The organism is Lancefieldella parvula DNF00906, assembly GCF_000758945.1.
GTDB classification, from domain to species: domain Bacteria; phylum Actinomycetota; class Coriobacteriia; order Coriobacteriales; family Atopobiaceae; genus Lancefieldella; species Lancefieldella parvula_C.
In genome coordinates this window covers 1-17,456 of record NZ_JRND01000003.1, presented here as the reverse complement: position 1 = coordinate 17,456, position 17,456 = coordinate 1, and the positions used below count along the sequence as shown (strand labels likewise).

Here is a 17,456-nt window from a genome sequence, read left to right as displayed (position 1 = left end):
CAAAAAGCTACTCCTCCATGTAGTCCTTAAGACGGCCGGACCTGGAAGGATGACGAAGCTTTGCCAAGGTCTTGGACTCAATCTGGCGAATACGCTCACGCGTAACTCCAAACTCCTTGCCCACCTCTTCAAGGGTACGAGGATGACCATCCTCAAGACCAAAGCGGAACTTAATAACCTTACGCTCACGATCAGCAAGGCCGTCAAGAACCTGCTCAAGCTGCTCACGAAGCATTGAATCAGAAGCTGCATCTGGTGGAGCAACAGCTGAAGAGTCCTCAATAAAGTCTCCAAGCTGTGAATCTTCTTCTTCACCAATAGGCGTCTCAAGAGAGACAGGCTCCTGGCTAATCTTCTGGATCTCGCGAACGCGATCAGGAGACATACCCATTTCTGCGCCAATCTCTTCTGGGGTAGGATCTCTACCAAGATCTTGCAGAAGCTGACGCTGAACACGGATCAGCTTGTTGATTGTCTCTACCATGTGGACAGGAATACGAATGGTACGTGCCTGGTCTGCAATAGCGCGGGTAATTGCCTGACGAATCCACCAGGTAGCATACGTTGAGAACTTAAAGCCCTTGGTGTAATCGAACTTCTCGACAGCACGAATAAGGCCCAGGTTACCTTCCTGGATAAGGTCAAGGAACAGCATACCGCGGCCAACATAGCGCTTAGCAATTGAGACGACAAGACGAAGGTTTGCAGAGATAAGCTGCTGCTTAGCGTCAAGTCCTACGGACTCAATACGCATGAGGCGGCGCTGCTCTGCACGGTTGAGCTCGATGAGGCCATCCTCAAAGTCCTCCAGCTTCTGGGAAGCCGCAGTACCTGCCTCAATCTTCATAGCAAGGTGAACCTCTTCTGATGCAGTAAGCAGGTCTACCTTACCAATCTCTTTAAGATACATGCGGACAGGATCGCCGGTAAGCATAACCGTGGTGGTATCTGAGCGACGAGCACGAGCGCGAGAAGAGCGTTTTGGCTTAGAGACTTTTGCCTTAGAAACAGAGCGGAGAGCCTCTTTGACCTCACGTGCCTCATTTACGGCATCAAAATCTTCATCATCTTCATCTTCAAAATCAGATGAATCATCCAAGTCATCATCGGATGAAAAATCATCCTCTACGACGTCATCTTCAATGGCGAAAGAAACGGTTGCTTCAGATGCGGTAGTAATCTCTACACCTTTAACGCGCAGCGAATCGTACAGATCAGAAAGCTCATCATCGTTAACGTCAACGTCACGAATGGCAACCTGAATATCGTCTTCGCTGATACTACCGTTAGACTTTGAAGAACTTACCAGATCATCAACAATTTTAGTAAGCTCATCTGAGAGTTTGACCTCTTCATTTGCCTTTTTTGCAGCCACAAATATCCTTTCGATAGATTAGCGCAAATCTTTATACCCAAAAGTTTCTCTACCTAATCAAACTACTCATTTTAATTTATAAAAAATCAGATGAGTAGCATCCCCATAAAATGAGTATTTTCTACTGCCCCGAAGTAAGCCTCTTGCCTAGCTCAAGCGCTCGTGTCTGAAGCTTCTGCGCAGCAGCAAGTTGCTCTTCAGCAAGTGTTCCGCTTGAAGACTCCCCTGCATAAGAACTGGAGCGCAGATTTGATCGAATTTCTCGCAATTTACGCTGTACCGAGTAGTAGTCAACAGTGTCCACAATAAACTCAAGCGAGCGACGTGTATCGGAGTTGCCCTCAGATATCACGCGACCAGAAGAAAGAATAGCTGCCGCATTTGGCTCAACAGCCGCAGCCGCGGCAACAACCTGCGCTGGCGTAGCGCCCTCTGGAGTAGCAAGCATGGCCCATGCCATGGTTTGATGACGAGCATCGGCCCAGACAAAGTCTGCAATACGGTCTTGATACTCTCGCACCAAGGACAGATTTGTTGCCATGGCGCTTAAGAGCTCAAGCTCTGAGTTAACCTGCCTGCGATCTTCTGCGGAGAGACCCTGTGAGCCTCGTGGCTCATGCGTATCGACAGAAACGCTATACGATGATGGATCATCATATGGCGGCGCCTCGTCATACGGTGGAACATCATAGTATGAAGGACCCTCGGCATAAGCTGGAGTTTTAGCAGCTGAGTTATACGAAGAGGTATAGATGTTCTTCTGAGGCTGTTTGCGTGCTGCCTTTGAAGTGCGAGAATCCAACGAATCATCTTGAATAGGTGCAGCTTTAATTGCGCGCTTTGCTTCCTCAACGTCGATATGAAGCAGGTCTGACACACGAAGTGCATACTCGCTCAGAAGTACTGATGTCTTGAGCGGAGCCAATAAGGATGCTAGAGCCTCAAGCGCCTTAACTCGACCACCAGGCACGGATAAGTCAAACTGTGCGGTTGTGGCATCAAAGACAAAGTCCATGAGTGGACGAGCAGAGTCTAAGATAGGACGTAGCTTATCTGCACCTGATTCGGCGAGAAACTCCATGGGGTCCTGATTATTTGGCAAAACAACACAGAGAAACGCAGCGGTTGTTTTATCGATAAATTTAATGGCACGAGCAGCAGCATGTTGACCTGCAGCATCACCGTCAAACATGCAAATGATTTTGCGTGCACGCTGGCGATCGATGAGTTTGACGTGCTCAGACGTAAATGCAGTACCTAAAGCTGCCACAGTGTTGGTAAAACCAGCCTCATGCATGGCAATAACGTCAGTGTAGCCCTCGCAAATAATGGCCTCGGACTGGGCAGCAATAGTCTCTTTTGCGACATCGTAGGCAAAGAGGTGTTTACCTTTATTAAAGACAGAAGTGTCCCTGGTATTAAGGTACTTAGGAGCGTTTTCTACCTTTTTAGTAATTCGACCGCCAAAAGCAATAGTTCTTCCCTGCTCATCATGAATAGGAAACATCACTCGATCATAGAACCAGTCGCTGATGCGACCGTTACGCTCAACAGCAAGGTTTGCAGCAATCATCTCTTGCGTGGTATAGCCACATTTACGCAGGTGCGCTACAAGCGCGCCTCTGCCAGGTGCATATCCCAGCTTCCAGCGCTTGCAGACAGCCGCTCCAAATCCGCGACCAGAGAGATATGCACGCGCCGCCTCAGGACCTTCTCCCCTTCCGCGCATAAGCATGGAGTGGAAGTAATTCTCGGCCTCGGTAAGGCACTCAATTAAGCGATTCTTGCGGGGACCCTTAGAAACATGAGCTTCTTCTGAAAGGGTAATTCCGGCTTTATCGGCAAGATATCTGATAGCGTCAGGAAAATCTAAATTTTCTCGCTTCATGACATAGCTAAAGACGTCTCCACCTTCGGAGCAAGCACCAAAGCAGTGCCAGAGACCCGTAGAAGGATTTATCTTGAATGAAGGGCTTTTTTCTTGGTGGAAAGGACAGCATCCCCAATAGTCCTGACCTCGGGGTTTTAGCTCAACTGTCTCGGAAACAAGCGTGACAAAATCTGTGGCTTGTCTTACGCGCTCTTTATCTTCGTCAGTTATCATCTTCCACCTCCCCGCTTCCTAAGTTATATGAAGTCGTACCCAGATTCTGGGCTACCCAATCTATATTTCCACGAACGGCACACTTGAGCTCTTCAAGCGAATCAAATTTTTTAGATTCTCTCAGTCTCTTCACAAATACCGTCTGTACCTCTGAGTCATATAAGTTACCGCTAAAACCTAGAAGATTAGCCTCAAGCAAAGGTCCTGTTTGAGACTCAAATGATGGAGCTTTTCCCACATTAACCGCAGCGGGCCAAGCTGTTGCGCCATGGACCACATAGCACGCATACACGCCGTCTTGAGGAATGCAATCATGCAGGTCAAGCGCGACGTTTGCCGTAGGAAAACCAAAGCCAGTGCCCTGACCACGACCATGCTTGACCACACCGCTTAAAAAGTGCCAGCGGCCGAGCAGGCTTGCTGCTTCCTCAACTTTACCCTGCTCAAGCAAGTCCCTAATGCGAGTTGCAGAGATTTTCTGTCCACCTGAGCAAAAGAGCTCATGGGCGTGAACTTCAAAGCCATGCTTATGTCCAAGCGAGGTGAGCAGCGTGCTTCCTTCAGCTCCTTGTGCGCCCAGGCCAAAGTCAGAACCCACATGAACGGACACAGCCGAAACACTTGGAAGCAGCTTGTCCTCAACGTATTGCGTAGCGCTCAATGCCGCAAACTCGCGGGTAAAGTGATGCACCAAGATGCCGTCCACTCCCCATGCGGCAAGTGCACGAAGTCTATCTTCTCCCGAGAGCAATCGCCGAGGAGATCCGTCAAACAGCACCTCAACAGGGTCTGGTAAAAACGTCACAGCAACAAGTGGTACATTGCGAGCTTCGGCGTCCTTTTTTGCGCTAGCGAGAAGCCCTTGGTGGCCCTCATGAAGTCCGTCAAAGACACCAAGCACGCACACGCAAGGTTGCTTGTAACAGTCAGAACGCAAGGTATAGAAATCGGCATCACCAAGCTCACGTGGAGCCGGCAACTCACTTCCATACAAAACGGATTGTGCTATGCGATCTACCTTGTTCACGCGCATCCTTACTTACACAAAATACCTTGAGAGAAGTTTGTCTGGCAGACAAGGCAAGAGCCCTGCCTTGACCAAATTCCTACGAGAGCTTCATTCCACACAAGGCTGACCAGCGAGTTATGAGCAATCTCAGAGAGATCTTCCGGAATACCAAAACGTTTTCCAACCTCAACACACTTGTATTCTGCTGCAGTCAACCTGTGCACAGGGTATCCCAGAACCTCAGTTGGATTGAGGTGTTTAGCTTCAAGTACCTGAGCTGGGCTTTGTTCAAGCTCTTCTAATAAAGCGCAGTTCCCAAGTATGATTGGACCAGAGAACGTCCTTCTCAGTCCACTAATATGAGCCTCTGTTCCAAGAGACTGACCAAGGTCTCGAGCAATACTTCTAATGTAGGTGCCTTTTGAAACGTCAAACGCAACTGTCCATACCAGGGATTCATCCGTAGTAGAAGGTTTGCGCACCGCCAAAAGCGTAGCTTCGTAAATAGAGACTCTACGAGCTGCAAGCTCTGGCGTCTTACCTTCACGAACAAGCTGATAGGCTCGTTTGCCATCAACTGAGATTGCAGAAACTGCAGGTGGAAGCTGGTCTACCGTACCCACCAGCTTTGCGCATGCAGCGCGAGCAAACTCTTCATCGCACAGATTTTCTGGGACAGTAGCAGTGGCTACAACCTGACCGTCTGCATCATCAGTTGAGGTACGAGCCCCAAACGAAATGTCGGCTACATATCCCTTGCGGTCAAGCGTCAGAAGGCCCAAAAGCTTTGTAGCAAGTCCAATGCCCACTACCAGCACGCCACTTGCATTAGGATCCAAAGTGCCTGCATGTCCCACGCGTTTCTCGCCAAATGCACGGCGAACACGAGAAACCACGTCATGGCTGGTCAGCCCAAGCGGTTTGTCAACAGCAATAAGTGCGTTAATTCCACTAGCTCCTCGCTTCACCTATGACTCCTTGTCAAGCGCGAGAAGATCGATGAGCAGAGGGACTATCTGGGTAAACACATCGTCAATGGTGCCTTCAGCGGTAAAGCCTGCGGCTGCAGTGTGTCCGCCGCCACCCATTTGACGAGCTACGCCAGAAATATCTAGCTGAGATTTGGAACGCAAGTTGCCGCGAACTTTGCCGCCATCAACCTCTTTAAGGAAGAGTGCGATTTCTGTTCCCTCAACACAGCGCACAATATCTACCAGGCCATCCATCTCTGCTAGAGGAACACCTGATGCAGAAAGATCTGCAGTAGTAACGTAGCTGTAGGCAACGCGACCCTCACCAAAGGTGAGAATACGACCCATAACCTTTGCGGCAAGATGAAGATAGGCCAAGCGATCACTCTGGTAGACATGAAGCGCAATCTGAGATGGAGAAGCACCTGCTTCTACCAGCAAACTTGCTACCTCAAAAGCCTCGCCGTCAGCGTTTTGGTACTGGAAACGACCAGTATCAGTTACCAGCGCACACATAAGACATTGTGCCTCAGATGGAATAAGTTCTGCACCCAAATGACAGGCAAACTCGGTGATAATGACGCCAGTTGCCGCCGCATCAGGACGCACGAGTCCTGCATTCCAATACACGTTGTTATAAGGGTGATGGTCAAGCACTGCTACCGTCTTAGAGCGCTCCATCAGCGCTTCTGCATCAGCCAAACGACCTGCAGTAGAAAGATCTACGCAGATAAAAAGATCTGGAGTTCCCTCGTACTTATTTGCAGGGACAAAGCTCTCAGTACCATCAAGAAACTTGTAAATGCGTGGTACTTCCCCATCAGCATCTGCCAAAAGATTGGTAACAGTTTTGCTAGACCATCTTCTCTGAATAATGGAAGAAAGTGCTAATCCAGAGCCAATCGCATCTCCATCAGGAGAAGTATGTGCGCAAACAACGATTGACGAGGCCTGCTCAATCAGAGCTATAACCTCGTCAAACTCTGGACGACTGACTTTTGTATTCAGTGACGTCACTTACTTACGCCTCCTCGTCAGAATTCTCTTCATCAGAAACTAGAGGGTATCCAAACTCGTCTTTCGCAACACCAAGCGTTGGTGGAACAACCTCAAGTGCCTGAGCAATACGCTCAGCCTCATCGGTAGTGGTATCAATTTTGAAATCAAGCTCAGGGGTTACACGCCAGTTCAGCGCGTGGCCCAAAAGCGAGCGAATCCTACCCTTAGCACGCTTAAGAGCTGCAAGGACCTTATCGTAGCGATCAGGCTCACAGCTTACATAGGCGCGCATAAAGGACTTATCAACCGAGACCTCGCAGCTTGTGACAGTCACAAGCTGGAGATCAGGGTCGGAAATTTCAAACAAAAGGATCCAGCTGAGCTTTTCTCGAGCAATCTCATTAGTACGACGAGAAAACTGATTCTGTTTCATGCTGTCCTTTCTTACTCGGTACGAGCCACCTGCTCAATGCGATAGCCCTCGAGCTGGTCGCCAGGCTTGATGTCCTGGAAGTTCTCAAGGCCAATACCGCATTCGTAGCCGGATTTAACGCTCTTAACGTCGTCTTTGAAGCGCCTGAGCGATGCAATCTTTCCATCGTAGACAACAAAGCCGTCACGAATGAGGCGAATGTTATCGTCGCGGGAAATCTCACCATCAGAAATCATGCAGCCGGCAGCAATACCAACCTTAGGTACCTTGAAGGTATCGCGAACTTCAGCAACGCCGGTCTGGACTTCCTGCTCAGTTGGCTTGAGCATACCAATACGAGCTGCGTCAATCTCTTCGATTGCCTTGTAGATAACGCTATACGTTCTAATCTCAACACCTACGCGCTCTGCAGCAAGCTTAGCCTTTGCATCTGGACGGACGCCAAAGCCAATGATAATTGCGTTGGACGCATCGGCGAGAACAACGTCTGTCTCGGTAATGCCACCAACAGCAGAGTGGATGGTACTGATACGAACCTCGGACTGGTCCATCTTGTCCAGGGAATCCTGGAGAGCCTCGATGGAGCCCTGAACATCAGCCTTGATGATGAGGTTGAGTTCCTTGACGTCACGGTCAGCCATGGTGTCAAAGAGGTTCTCGAGGGTAACGTGCTTAACACGGTTCTGCTCTTCAATACGAGCCTTAAGGGCGCGCTGATCAGCAAGCTCACGAGCGTCGCGCTCCTCCTGGAAGACGCGGAACTCATCGCCTGCGCCAGGAACGGTTTGCAGACCAAGAATCTCAACTGCATCAGAAGGACCAGCGGTAGTAACTGCGTTGCCCTTAGGATCAAGCATTGCACGGACGCGACCAAATGCCATACCAGCAACAAGAGCGTCGCCGATGTGGAGTGTACCGCGTGTGACCAGAACAGTAGCAACAGAGCCACGACCACGGTCAAGCTTAGCCTCAAGAACGTTACCAGATGCAAAGGTGTCTGGGTTAGCCTTCAGCTCAAGGACATCTGCCTGCAAAAGAATAGTCTCGAGAAGATCGTCGATGCCCAAATTCTGCTTAGCGGAGATATCAACAAACATGTTCTGTCCGCCCCACTCCTCAGGAATAACACCGTACTCGGTGAGCTCCTGACGAACACGGGTAGGATCTGCGCCTGGCTTATCAATCTTGTTAACAGCAACAACAATTGGAACACCAGCGGCCTTTGCGTGGTTGATAGACTCAATGGTCTGAGGCATAACGCCGTCGTCTGCAGCAACAATCAAGATGACAATATCGGTGACCTTTGCACCACGAGCACGCATTGCGGTAAAGGTCTCGTGACCTGGGGTATCAATGAAGGTAATCTCACGGCCGTTAATGGTGACCTGAGAAGCACCAATTGCCTGAGTAATACCACCAGCCTCACCAGCTGCAACGCCGGTGTGACGGATTGCGTCCAGAAGCGATGTCTTACCGTGGTCAACGTGACCCATGACGGTAACTACTGGAGGACGTGGCTTCAAATCCTTAGGATCATCGTAGAAGGTGAAGGAGTTCTCCTCCTCCTTAGACATGATCTTAATCTGGCGGCCAAGGTCATCAGCAACAATCTCAATAAGCTCATCAGACATGGTCTCGGTAAGCGTCAGAGGATTGCCAAGCAGGAACAGGCGCTTAATGATGTCATTTGCAGGAACGCCAAGAAGTTCAGCAAGTTCAGAGACAGTAGAACCCTGAGGGACCTTTACAGTATCAAGCTGGGAAATATCCTGGTCGTTTGCAAGTGCTTCCTCAATACGCTGCTCCATAGCAGCCTCTGCAGCCTGCTTCTGACGACGCTCTTTGCGCTTTTTACGGCGACCAGTGGACTCACGGCTTGCCTCTTCAATAGCAACGCGAGCCTCATCTAAAACGCGGCTTCTGTTGTAAGCCTCAGCCTCACGCGCCATGCGGCTATAACGGTCTTCTCCGTCATCTCCACCGCGACGATTCTTCTTGCGTTTGCCGTTTGGACGCTCATCAGACATGGAAGCGTCATTGCGCTCATTCTTGAAGTTATGACGAGAAGGAGCGCCACTTGCCTCGCTTGCATTAGCGCGAGCGTGGTTTCTAGGTCCCTTCTCAGCCTTCTTCTGAGCAGCGGACTCTGCTGCCTGCTGCTTCAATACCTCTTCCTGCTGAGCAATCTGGTCAAGCAGGTTATTGAAAGAAGGAGCAGCCTTAGGAGCGGTATCCTTTACGCGATTACGCTCGGCCTCTTCAGCCTCAAGACGCTTCTTCTCCTCCTCAGCGCGGCGGCGCTCCTCTTCTTTCTTACGAGCAGCCTCCTCTTTTGCGCGCTTCTTCTCTTCTTCAGCACGCTCAGCCTCACGCCTTGCCTCTGCAGCAAGTCGCTCAGCCTCTGCTGCCTCTGCAGCAGCCTTTGCCTCCCTGGCAGCAGCCTCTTCCTCAGCAGCCTTTTGAGCTGCGATTTCAGCGGCACGAGCCTCCATAATAGGCTGGAGTTTCTTACGAACAATAGAGATATATGCGTCTTCAAGCGTAGAAGAAGCAGACTTTGCAGGAATCTTCATGTCCGCAAGGTGCTCGAGCAATTCCTTGCTCTGCATACCATATTCTTTGGCAAGGTCATGTACACGCATTTTTGCCATATATGAAAACCTTCCGGTTGACGGGATAGTTACAGGTAGTTGACTAGATCAGTGAGTCTGGATCAGAAGAAATCTCTGCATTCTCCATGTCATCATGAATGCCACAGAAATCAGAACCAGGTCTTGCCATATTGCGGCAAGGAGTTCCGTTAGGGCTCACATACTTACAACGATGAGCAATCTCTTCCTCGTCAACAGTCTCTTCAACAACCTCAGGAAGGTTGTTCAGAATGCTTGCAGCAAGGGATTCGTTCTTGATGTCAATGTGAAGACCAGTTAGGCGAGCAGCAAGTCGAGCATTCTGGCCCTCTTTACCAATTGCCAAAGACAGCTGATCATCAGGAACAATAACAGTTGCGTGTCCCGTAGCGCCATCAACAATAACGCGAGAAACGCGTGCAGGTGAAAGTGCAGACGCAACGCAACGAGCAGCATCGTCAAACCAAGGCACAACGTCAACGCGCTCTCCACGGAGCTCAGAAACTACGGTGCGAACACGGCTGCCCTTAGGACCAACGCAAGCACCAACTGGATCAAGGCGCTCGTCAACGGAAGAAACAGCAATCTTGGAGCGAACGCCAGCCTCACGAGCAATGGAGCGGATGCTTACAACACCGTCATAAACCTCTGGAACCTCAAGCTCAAAGAGACGACGAATAAGATCTGGGTGGGTACGAGAAACAACAATTGGTGGACGCTGACGCTCACCACGAACTGCTGGCTGAGTTGCATTAGGATCGCGAACGTCTACGATAATTGCCTTAATGCGCTGGTTGTGAAGGTAACGCTCGCCTGCTGGACGCTCATCGCGCTCATCAGGGAAACGGCGCTGATCAAAGTGTGGAAGCTCTGCCTCAACACCCTCACGAATCTTAATGATGGTGAAATCAGGAGTGGACTGAAGAACAGTACCTGTGATGATGTCACCAATGCGGCCACGGAACTCATCATAAATCTGAGCACGGGCGGCATTGCGCACAAGGGTCTTAATCTCTGCCTTAGCATGCTGTGCAGCAATACGGCTGGTATCTGGAGGAGTTACATCAACCTCGTCAAACTCGGTGTACAAACCGGTCTCCTCATCTGGCTCGCCCTTAGGGACAAGCTCATAGACGTAGACACGACCAGTAGCCCTATCAATGGTGACACGGGCGCCAAAATCAAGATGGAGGACGTCAGCATAGCTTTTTGCCAGAGACTGCTCCAAACGGTCCAGAAGATACAACTCATCGATGTGCTTCTCCTGGCAAAGCAACATCAAAGCTTCCATCATTTCAGATGCCATGAATAATCCTCTCTATCTACTTCTTGGCTGAGGCCGAGAAATCAAAAACTGGTTTAATAACGCACTTCTTTAACTCAGACAAATCAACAGTACAGACTTCATCTTCTGTCTGGATTGAGATAGTTGCACCCTCAATGCCCAAGAGTTTGCCGGTAAATTTACGGCGTCCCTCTGTGGCGGTAGTCTGAAGCTGAATCTCTTCTCCTGCAAAGCGCTCAAAGTCTTTTGCGCGGCGAAGCGGACGAGCCATTCCTGGAGAAGAAACCTCCAAGGTAAATGATGCTGGGAATGGATCAAGCTCATCTATGGTCTCTGAGATCCATGATGTTTCTTGAGCAACTTCATCAAGAGAAATGGTCTCTGCTGTCTCATCATCATGGTCAATTCTTACTCTGACCACAGGATTCTTAGAAGAACCAATAATCTCAACATCAACAATATCAATGTGGTGATTGAGTGCAGCCTGCTCTAGTGCGGACAAGATTTTCTGTGTTGCACCTTCGTTTTGCATTTGACCTCCTCATCTATATACAGAAAGGAAGCGGGGTCAAAACTCAACCCCACTTCCAACTAATAACAACTACGTTTAGAGATATCTTACGAGATACAGGGCTTCTCGTCAAGTGTTTTTGCTGTTAGGCAACGATATTCACAAGTCGACCCTTAACAACAATGACTTTTCTAATCTCTTTACCCTCAAGCTGATCGGTAATTGCCTCAGTTGCGGCTGCAGTGAGCTCTTCCTCAGAAGCATCTGCAGCAACCTCAATGCGAGCGCGAACCTTACCCTTAAGCTGAACAGCAATTTCAACGGTATTGCTCTTTGCCTGCTCTGGGTCAAACTCTGGCCAAGGCTGGTGATAGACAGGTGTGTCTTTACCCAGAGCCTCGTGGCTGAGCTCCTCAGCCCAGTGAGGAATGATTGGAGCCAGCATGGCAACAACATCATTTGCAACCTTGTAGCAAAGTGCAGCGTCTCTAGACTCTGCAGGAACCTCGTTGATATAGGCGCTTGCTGCATTAACCAGCTCCATAACTGCAGAAATAGCAGTGTTGAACTGGCCCTTGTCAAACTCGGTGGTGCAGCGGATTCCCATAGCGTTGAGAACGCGGTTGAGCTCAAGCGACTTTGCATCCAAAGCGGTGTGGTCGAGTACGGCAGAAGCATCAGCGGTGCGAGAGAGTTCCCAAACCACACGCCATGCGCGCTTGATAAAGCGGTTTGCACCTGCAACGACCTTCTCGTCCCAGTCAAAATCCTTCTCTGGTGGAGCAACAAAGAGAATGGCAAGACGCATCGTATCTGCACCGTAAGGCTCAATGACAGAGCTTGGAGGTACAACGTTACCCTTTGACTTTGACATGGTGTCGCCGTGCTCATCCTTGACCATACCCTGGGTCATCAGGTTCTTAAATGGCTCGTCAATAGCAATCATGCCCAGGTCACGAAGGACCTTAGTAAAGAATCGAGAATACAGAAGGTGCAGAATTGCGTGCTCAATGCCACCAATGTAGTTATCTACCGGCATCCAGCGGTCCACTGACTCCTTAGAAAAAGGAAGCTCGGTGTTGTGTGGATCGCAGTAGCGCAGATAATACCAGCTAGAGCAGGTGAAAGTGTCCATGGTATCAGTGATACGCTTGGCGGGCTTGCCGCACTGAGGACAGGTGGTCTCTACAAACTCCTTGCACTCAGCAAGAGTATCTCCTGCTGCCAGGTCAAGATTGTCTGGAAGCGTAACAGGGAGCTGATCATAAGGAACTGGGACGTCACCACAGCAATCGCAATGAATCATTGGAATTGGATTGCCCCAGTAACGCTGCCTTGAGATGAGCCAGTCACGAAGGCGGAACTGAACAGTTCTACGTCCAACGTTGTACTTAGTCAGATAGGCAACAACAGCCTCCTCTGCCTCGGAATGCTTACCACCGCGAAGTCCGGTGAAAGGACCAGACTGGACGAGAATACCAACGGTATCCATTGGTCCGTCCCAGTCAACAGAGGTTACCTTGTACTCGGAAACTCCCTTGAGCTCCTCGTAAATATCAGTTCCCTCTTCGCAAATGATAGGAACAATAGGCAGGTCATACTTCTTAGCAAAGTCAAAGTCGCGCTTATCGCCTGATGGAACACCCATAACGGCGCCAGTACCATAGTCGAGAAGGACGTAGTCAGCAACCCAAATTGGTACGGTCTGTCCGGTAACGGGGTTAATTGCGTAACGGCCAGTGAATACACCGTGTTTCTCGCGGTCTGTTCCCTGGCGATCAATGGAAGAAACCTTTACGGCCTCCTCGTGAAGGGCGTCAAAGGCAGCCTTGTACTCTGAATCCTCTACCAGCTCAGCAGCAAGCTTGGACTCTGGTGGGAGCAGCATGAAGGTGCAGCCATAGATGGTATCTGCACGAGTGGTAAAGACGGTCATCTTGGTATCGGTTGGCGTGACGCCATCAGTATCTGCCAGGGTGAAGTCAATCTCTGCGCCCTCGGAGCGACCAATCCAGTTTGCCTGCATAGCACGAACACGCTCTGGCCAGCCCTCAAGCTGGTCAAGGTCATCAAGAAGCTCCTGCGCGTAATCAGTAATGCGCAGGTACCACTGAGAGAGCTCACGCTTCTCTGGAACCGCACCACAGCGCCAGCACTTACCGTTAACTACCTGCTCGTTTGCAAGAACAGTTTTGTCGTTAGGGCACCAGTTAACAGGGCTTGTTGCACGATATACCAGACCCTTCTCAAGCATCTTGAGAAAAATCCACTGACCCCACTTGTAGTACTCAGGGTCACACGTGTTAAACATGCGGTCTTTGTCGTAAGCAAAACCCATGCGGAACATGGTCTTTACAGCCTGGTCAATATTCTTATGAGTCCACACGGAAGGCTGGGTATTGTGCTTAATAGCAGCGTTTTCTGCAGGAAGACCAAAAGCGTCAAAGCCCATTGGATGCAAAACGTCAAAGCCACGCATACGAGCCTGACGAGCCATAGCATCGCCAATGGTGTAGTTACGAGCGTGACCCATGTGAAGATCGCCCGAAGGATAAGGGAACATCTCTAGAACGTATTTTTTAGGCCTTGAGCTGTCTTCTTCTGTCTTGTAAAGATTCTGCTCTTCCCAGACACGCTGCCACTTAGTTTCAATAGCCTCAGCGTCGTAAGCAGGAAAATCACCTGTATCGGATACGTTCTGTACTTCCTCGTTTTCCACGAGTTCCCCTTTCTTATAGCGATGCGTCACCAAGCAAAATACTTGGTGACGCTCGTAGTCCATACATCCTGTGAGTTATGAACGGAAATTGTAGCTGACCTGCTGGTTTGAATCTTTCAGCAAGACGTCGTGTGCGCCGCCCTCAACAATTGAAGTTGAAGAGACAAGTGTAATCTTTGCCTTATCGCGAAGCTCAGGAATATCAAGAGCACCGCAGTTACACATGGTGGACTTGACCTTCAGAAGTGATGCGTCAACGCCATCCTTCAAAGGACCTGCGTATGGAACGTAAGAATCAACGCCCTCAACAAAGGAAAGACCGCGCTTGTTGCCGCCAAGGTCGTAGCGTTGCCAGTTACGAGCACGTGCAGAACCCTCGCCCCAGTATTCCTTCATATAAGAGCCGTTAACAATAACGCGGTCAGAAGGACTCTCATCAAAGCGAGCAAAGTAACGACCAAGCATCATGAAGTCAGAACCCATAGCAAGGGCCAAAGTCATGTGATAGTCGTAGACAATTCCACCGTCAGAGCAGATTGGAATATAGATGCCAGTCTCCTCAAAGTACTCATCACGAGCGCGAGCAACATCAATGACAGAGGTTGCCTGACCACGACCAATGCCCTTCTGCTCACGAGTGATGCAGATAGAACCGCCGCCGATACCAATCTTGATAAAGTCAGCGCCAGCCTCTGCCAAGAAGCGGAAGCCCTCAGCATCTACAACGTTACCTGCGCCAATCTTGACGGAATCACCGTAAGTTGCACGAACCCATTCAAGCGTGCGCTTCTGCCACTCGGAATAGCCCTCAGAAGAGTCAATGCATAAAACATCAGCGCCTGCATCAACAAGCAGAGGAACGCGGGTTTCATAGTCACGAGTATTAATACCAGCGCCAACCATGTAGCGCTTGGAGTCATCAAGAAGCTCATCTGGGGCAGACTTGTGGGAATCATAATCCTTGCGGAATACAAGGCTGACCAGGTGACCGTTCTTATCGACAATAGGAAGGGTATTGAGCTTGTTGTCCCAGATAAGGTCATTTGCCTCTTTAAGGGTGGTATCCTCAGCTGCGGTAATAAGCTTATCAGCTGGAGTCATAAACTCAGATACCAGCTTAGAGCGATCATCGCGAGAAGGACGATAGTCACGAGAGGTAACAATGCCCACGAGCTTACCGCGAGAAGTGCCATCGTCAGTGACAGGCATGGTGGAGTGACCAGTCTTCTCTTTAAGGTCAAGCACGTCACCAAGGGTCATCTCTGGAGTGAGTGTTGAGTCAGAAACAACAAAGCCTGCCTTGTAGCTCTTAACCTCGCGAACCATCTGAGCTTCATTTTCAGCAGACTGAGAGCCATAAATAAAGGCAATGCCGCCCTGCTGGGCTAAGGCAATTGCCAGACGAGGACCAGAAACTGACTGCATTACTGCAGACACCATAGGAATGTTGAGCTCAATTGCGCTTTTCTCGCCACGCTTAAACTTTACCAGAGGAGTCTTCAAAGAAACATTTGCAGGGATGTTCTCAGCTGATGAATAGCCAGGAACCAAAAGATACTCAGAAAATGTATGCGATTCGCCTTCGAAGAACTTTGCCATTGTTTTTGGCTCCCTCCTGACCTACCGGTCATGCTCAACGTGTTTTGGCATTGTACCACCAGTGGAGCTAATTATTTAATTTGAACTCCCACTTGAAGCAATAACATCCTCAAAGTTAACAGCAATGTCATGTTTAGTAGGAACCCACTCAACCTTTTTGAACAAAGCCGCAACGGTAATAGGGATATACGTCATCATAAAAATAGGGAACGTGAAGAGATTGGTAAAAATACGCCACTTCTTCTTTACGTGGAAATGCTTGTACTCCGAGATAGTGGTAATAAGCGCCAGAATAAAGAAGACCGCATACATCGAGAAAACCGTCATAACCAAAGATCCAACACTCATAGCAATCTCTGCGTCAGTAGCAACAAAGCCGTGGCTCAAATAGCCAACCAACAGGTAAGTACCATTAATAAAGGCTGAAAGCAGCGTCAAAATCATGCCTGGAGCAATGGTCATCAGCATATCGTATGAGGCAAACTGACCCTTAAAAATACCTTTAAGTAGATCAAAGCCATACGAGAAAAACACCTGGTAGAAGCCTTTTGTCCAACGCATGCGCTGTGTCCATGACGCCTTAAAAGTCAAAGGCTGCTCATCAAAGAACTCTGCAGGCGCATAACCGATTTGGATGTTATGAGCGCTGCAGAAGGTAGAGAACTGAATATCCTCAGTGAGAGTATGGAAATCCCATCCATGCATACCTTTAATAATGCGAGAAGAAACCATCCAGCCGGAACCAGAAACTGCACAACTGGTGCCCATCATCATACGAGCGTTATTCAAGAACTTTGCCTCACGCATAAACCAAGTAGCATAGGCAGAACTTACCCAGCTAGAATCAAAATTCTTTGAGTTTCTGTAACTGGTGCAGACAAGATATCCTGCGTCAAAAGCCTGATTCATAATCTTTAAGTAACTTGGAGAAACCAGGTTATCGGCGTCCATAATAATAAAAGCCTCGTATTTGTCACCGTACTCATTAAGAATGCGGTCAAAGCCATAGTCCATAACCCAGCTCTTACCTTTACGAGCAAGGTCATTTCTCTCCCAAGTAATTGCTCCAGCTTTTCTTGCCTCTTCAGCTGTTTTATCGGTACAAGCGTCTGCAACAACAAAGACATCCATCAGTTCTCGAGGATAATCCTGAGAAAGAATAGACCTGACAAGATTGCCAATAACTGGCTCTTCGTTGTGAGCGGCAATAAAGAAAGCATAGCGGTGCTGCTTTTTTGCCTTTGGAAGCTTTACCTCACCCTTAACTAAGACGCGAAGGATATACACAATCTGATAGAAGTATGCGAGTGTAAAGAAAAGCCAGATAATAAAGTTAAAAACAACGATTGGAGTGATACCGAGTCTGTTAAATTGCAATGGCATATATCCCTACGCTCCAAACTCAAGGCAAATATGTTTTATCAGCCAAAACCTCTCGTTAAACAATTACCTTATAATCTTAGCGCAACGAAAGGGTCAAAGCGCCCGTGCCTTGGAATCTATTTTTCTCCCCCATCAATGCGCATACAATTGGCCATCTTGGATATCGAGAAGAACGTCTGCTTCTTGATCTAGTTCATCAGAGTGCATAATCACCACGACAGTCCGACCACCTTTGAGGTTGGCGAGATATCTACAAAGCCTCTGAGCTGTTGGCGCATCTAAATTCTGTAGAGGTTCATCCAAAACAAGTGCCCCTTGTTTTCTGGATAGAGCTCTCAAAAGACCAATTTTTTGTCGCTCACCCAAAGAAACGGACTCCTCTTTTCCGTCAAAAGCATGCGTCTCAAGAGAGGAAAAATCGAGCAAGTTGTAAACCGC

At 49.1% G+C, this 17,456-nt stretch carries 13 protein-coding genes; all 13 read right to left on the bottom strand.

What is annotated here, in order from left to right; all coding sequences use genetic code 11:
- Nucleotides 1-7: 7 nt before the first annotated feature.
- Nucleotides 8-1,375: an RNA polymerase sigma factor RpoD gene (rpoD, locus tag HMPREF1647_RS00110; protein WP_035430940.1), complete on the bottom strand. Its 1,368-nt coding sequence runs from the start codon at nt 1,373-1,375 to the stop codon at nt 8-10.
- Between the two features lie 121 nt (nt 1,376-1,496).
- Nucleotides 1,497-3,479, bottom strand: a complete 1,983-nt coding sequence (gene dnaG / locus HMPREF1647_RS00105) for a DNA primase (RefSeq protein ID WP_035430938.1) — start codon at nt 3,477-3,479, stop codon at nt 1,497-1,499.
- Nucleotides 3,469-4,512: a riboflavin biosynthesis protein RibF gene (gene ribF, locus HMPREF1647_RS00100; RefSeq protein ID WP_035430935.1), complete on the bottom strand. Its 1,044-nt coding sequence runs from the start codon at nt 4,510-4,512 to the stop codon at nt 3,469-3,471. The genes dnaG and ribF overlap by 11 nt, the downstream gene beginning before the upstream one ends.
- Before the next feature lie 2 nt (nt 4,513-4,514).
- The gene (gene truB, locus HMPREF1647_RS00095) at nt 4,515-5,456 is read right to left on the bottom strand and encodes a tRNA pseudouridine(55) synthase TruB (RefSeq protein WP_035430933.1); all 942 of its coding nucleotides are present in this window, start codon (nt 5,454-5,456) and stop codon (nt 4,515-4,517) included.
- Nucleotides 5,457-6,476 carry a DHH family phosphoesterase gene (locus HMPREF1647_RS00090; RefSeq protein WP_035430930.1) on the bottom strand — a complete coding sequence of 340 codons (1,020 nt, stop codon included), beginning with the start codon at nt 6,474-6,476 and terminating at the stop codon, nt 5,457-5,459. It lies immediately after the preceding gene.
- Nucleotides 6,477-6,480: 4 nt separating this feature from the next.
- Nucleotides 6,481-6,891 (bottom strand): 30S ribosome-binding factor RbfA, encoded by a 411-nt coding sequence (gene rbfA, locus HMPREF1647_RS00085; RefSeq protein ID WP_035430928.1) that lies wholly within the window; start codon nt 6,889-6,891, stop codon nt 6,481-6,483.
- A gap of 11 nt (nt 6,892-6,902) precedes the next feature.
- The gene (gene infB / locus HMPREF1647_RS00080) at nt 6,903-9,542 is read right to left on the bottom strand and encodes a translation initiation factor IF-2 (RefSeq protein WP_035430925.1); all 2,640 of its coding nucleotides are present in this window, start codon (nt 9,540-9,542) and stop codon (nt 6,903-6,905) included.
- 43 nt (nt 9,543-9,585) lie between these two features.
- Nucleotides 9,586-10,827: a transcription termination factor NusA gene (nusA, locus tag HMPREF1647_RS00075; RefSeq protein WP_035430923.1), complete on the bottom strand. Its 1,242-nt coding sequence runs from the start codon at nt 10,825-10,827 to the stop codon at nt 9,586-9,588.
- A 16-nt stretch (nt 10,828-10,843) separates the two neighbouring features.
- A complete protein-coding gene (locus HMPREF1647_RS00070; RefSeq protein ID WP_035430921.1) occupies nt 10,844-11,338 on the bottom strand; it encodes a ribosome maturation factor RimP in 495 nt (164 codons plus the stop codon).
- Nucleotides 11,339-11,462: 124 nt separating this feature from the next.
- On the bottom strand, nt 11,463-14,036 hold the full coding sequence (gene leuS, locus HMPREF1647_RS00065; protein WP_035430919.1) for a leucine--tRNA ligase: 2,574 nt from the start codon (nt 14,034-14,036) through the stop codon (nt 11,463-11,465).
- Between the two features lie 75 nt (nt 14,037-14,111).
- Nucleotides 14,112-15,635 (bottom strand): IMP dehydrogenase, encoded by a 1,524-nt coding sequence (locus HMPREF1647_RS00060; RefSeq protein WP_035430917.1) that lies wholly within the window; start codon nt 15,633-15,635, stop codon nt 14,112-14,114.
- Nucleotides 15,636-15,710: 75 nt separating this feature from the next.
- The gene (locus tag HMPREF1647_RS00055; RefSeq protein WP_035430915.1) at nt 15,711-17,018 is read right to left on the bottom strand and encodes a glycosyltransferase family 2 protein; all 1,308 of its coding nucleotides are present in this window, start codon (nt 17,016-17,018) and stop codon (nt 15,711-15,713) included.
- 132 nt (nt 17,019-17,150) lie between these two features.
- Nucleotides 17,151-17,456: P-loop NTPase family protein (locus HMPREF1647_RS00050; protein WP_035430913.1), on the bottom strand; the 306-nt coding region annotated here is incomplete at its 5' end.

Bases quoted from the DNA above. Each gene is read 5' to 3' on its own strand.
- dnaG (WP_035430938.1), bottom strand. From the start codon at position 3,479: ATGATAACTGACGAAGATAAAGAGCGCGTAAGACAAGCCACAGATTTT.
- ribF (WP_035430935.1), bottom strand. From the start codon at position 4,512: ATGCGCGTGAACAAGGTAGATCGCATAGCACAATCCGTTTTGTATGGA.
- rbfA (WP_035430928.1), bottom strand. From the start codon at position 6,891: ATGAAACAGAATCAGTTTTCTCGTCGTACTAATGAGATTGCTCGAGAA.
- infB (WP_035430925.1), bottom strand. From the start codon at position 9,542: ATGGCAAAAATGCGTGTACATGACCTTGCCAAAGAATATGGTATGCAG.
- nusA (WP_035430923.1), bottom strand. From the start codon at position 10,827: ATGGCATCTGAAATGATGGAAGCTTTGATGTTGCTTTGCCAGGAGAAG.
- HMPREF1647_RS00070 (WP_035430921.1), bottom strand. From the start codon at position 11,338: ATGCAAAACGAAGGTGCAACACAGAAAATCTTGTCCGCACTAGAGCAG.
- HMPREF1647_RS00060 (WP_035430917.1), bottom strand. From the start codon at position 15,635: ATGGCAAAGTTCTTCGAAGGCGAATCGCATACATTTTCTGAGTATCTT.
- HMPREF1647_RS00055 (WP_035430915.1), bottom strand. From the start codon at position 17,018: ATGCCATTGCAATTTAACAGACTCGGTATCACTCCAATCGTTGTTTTT.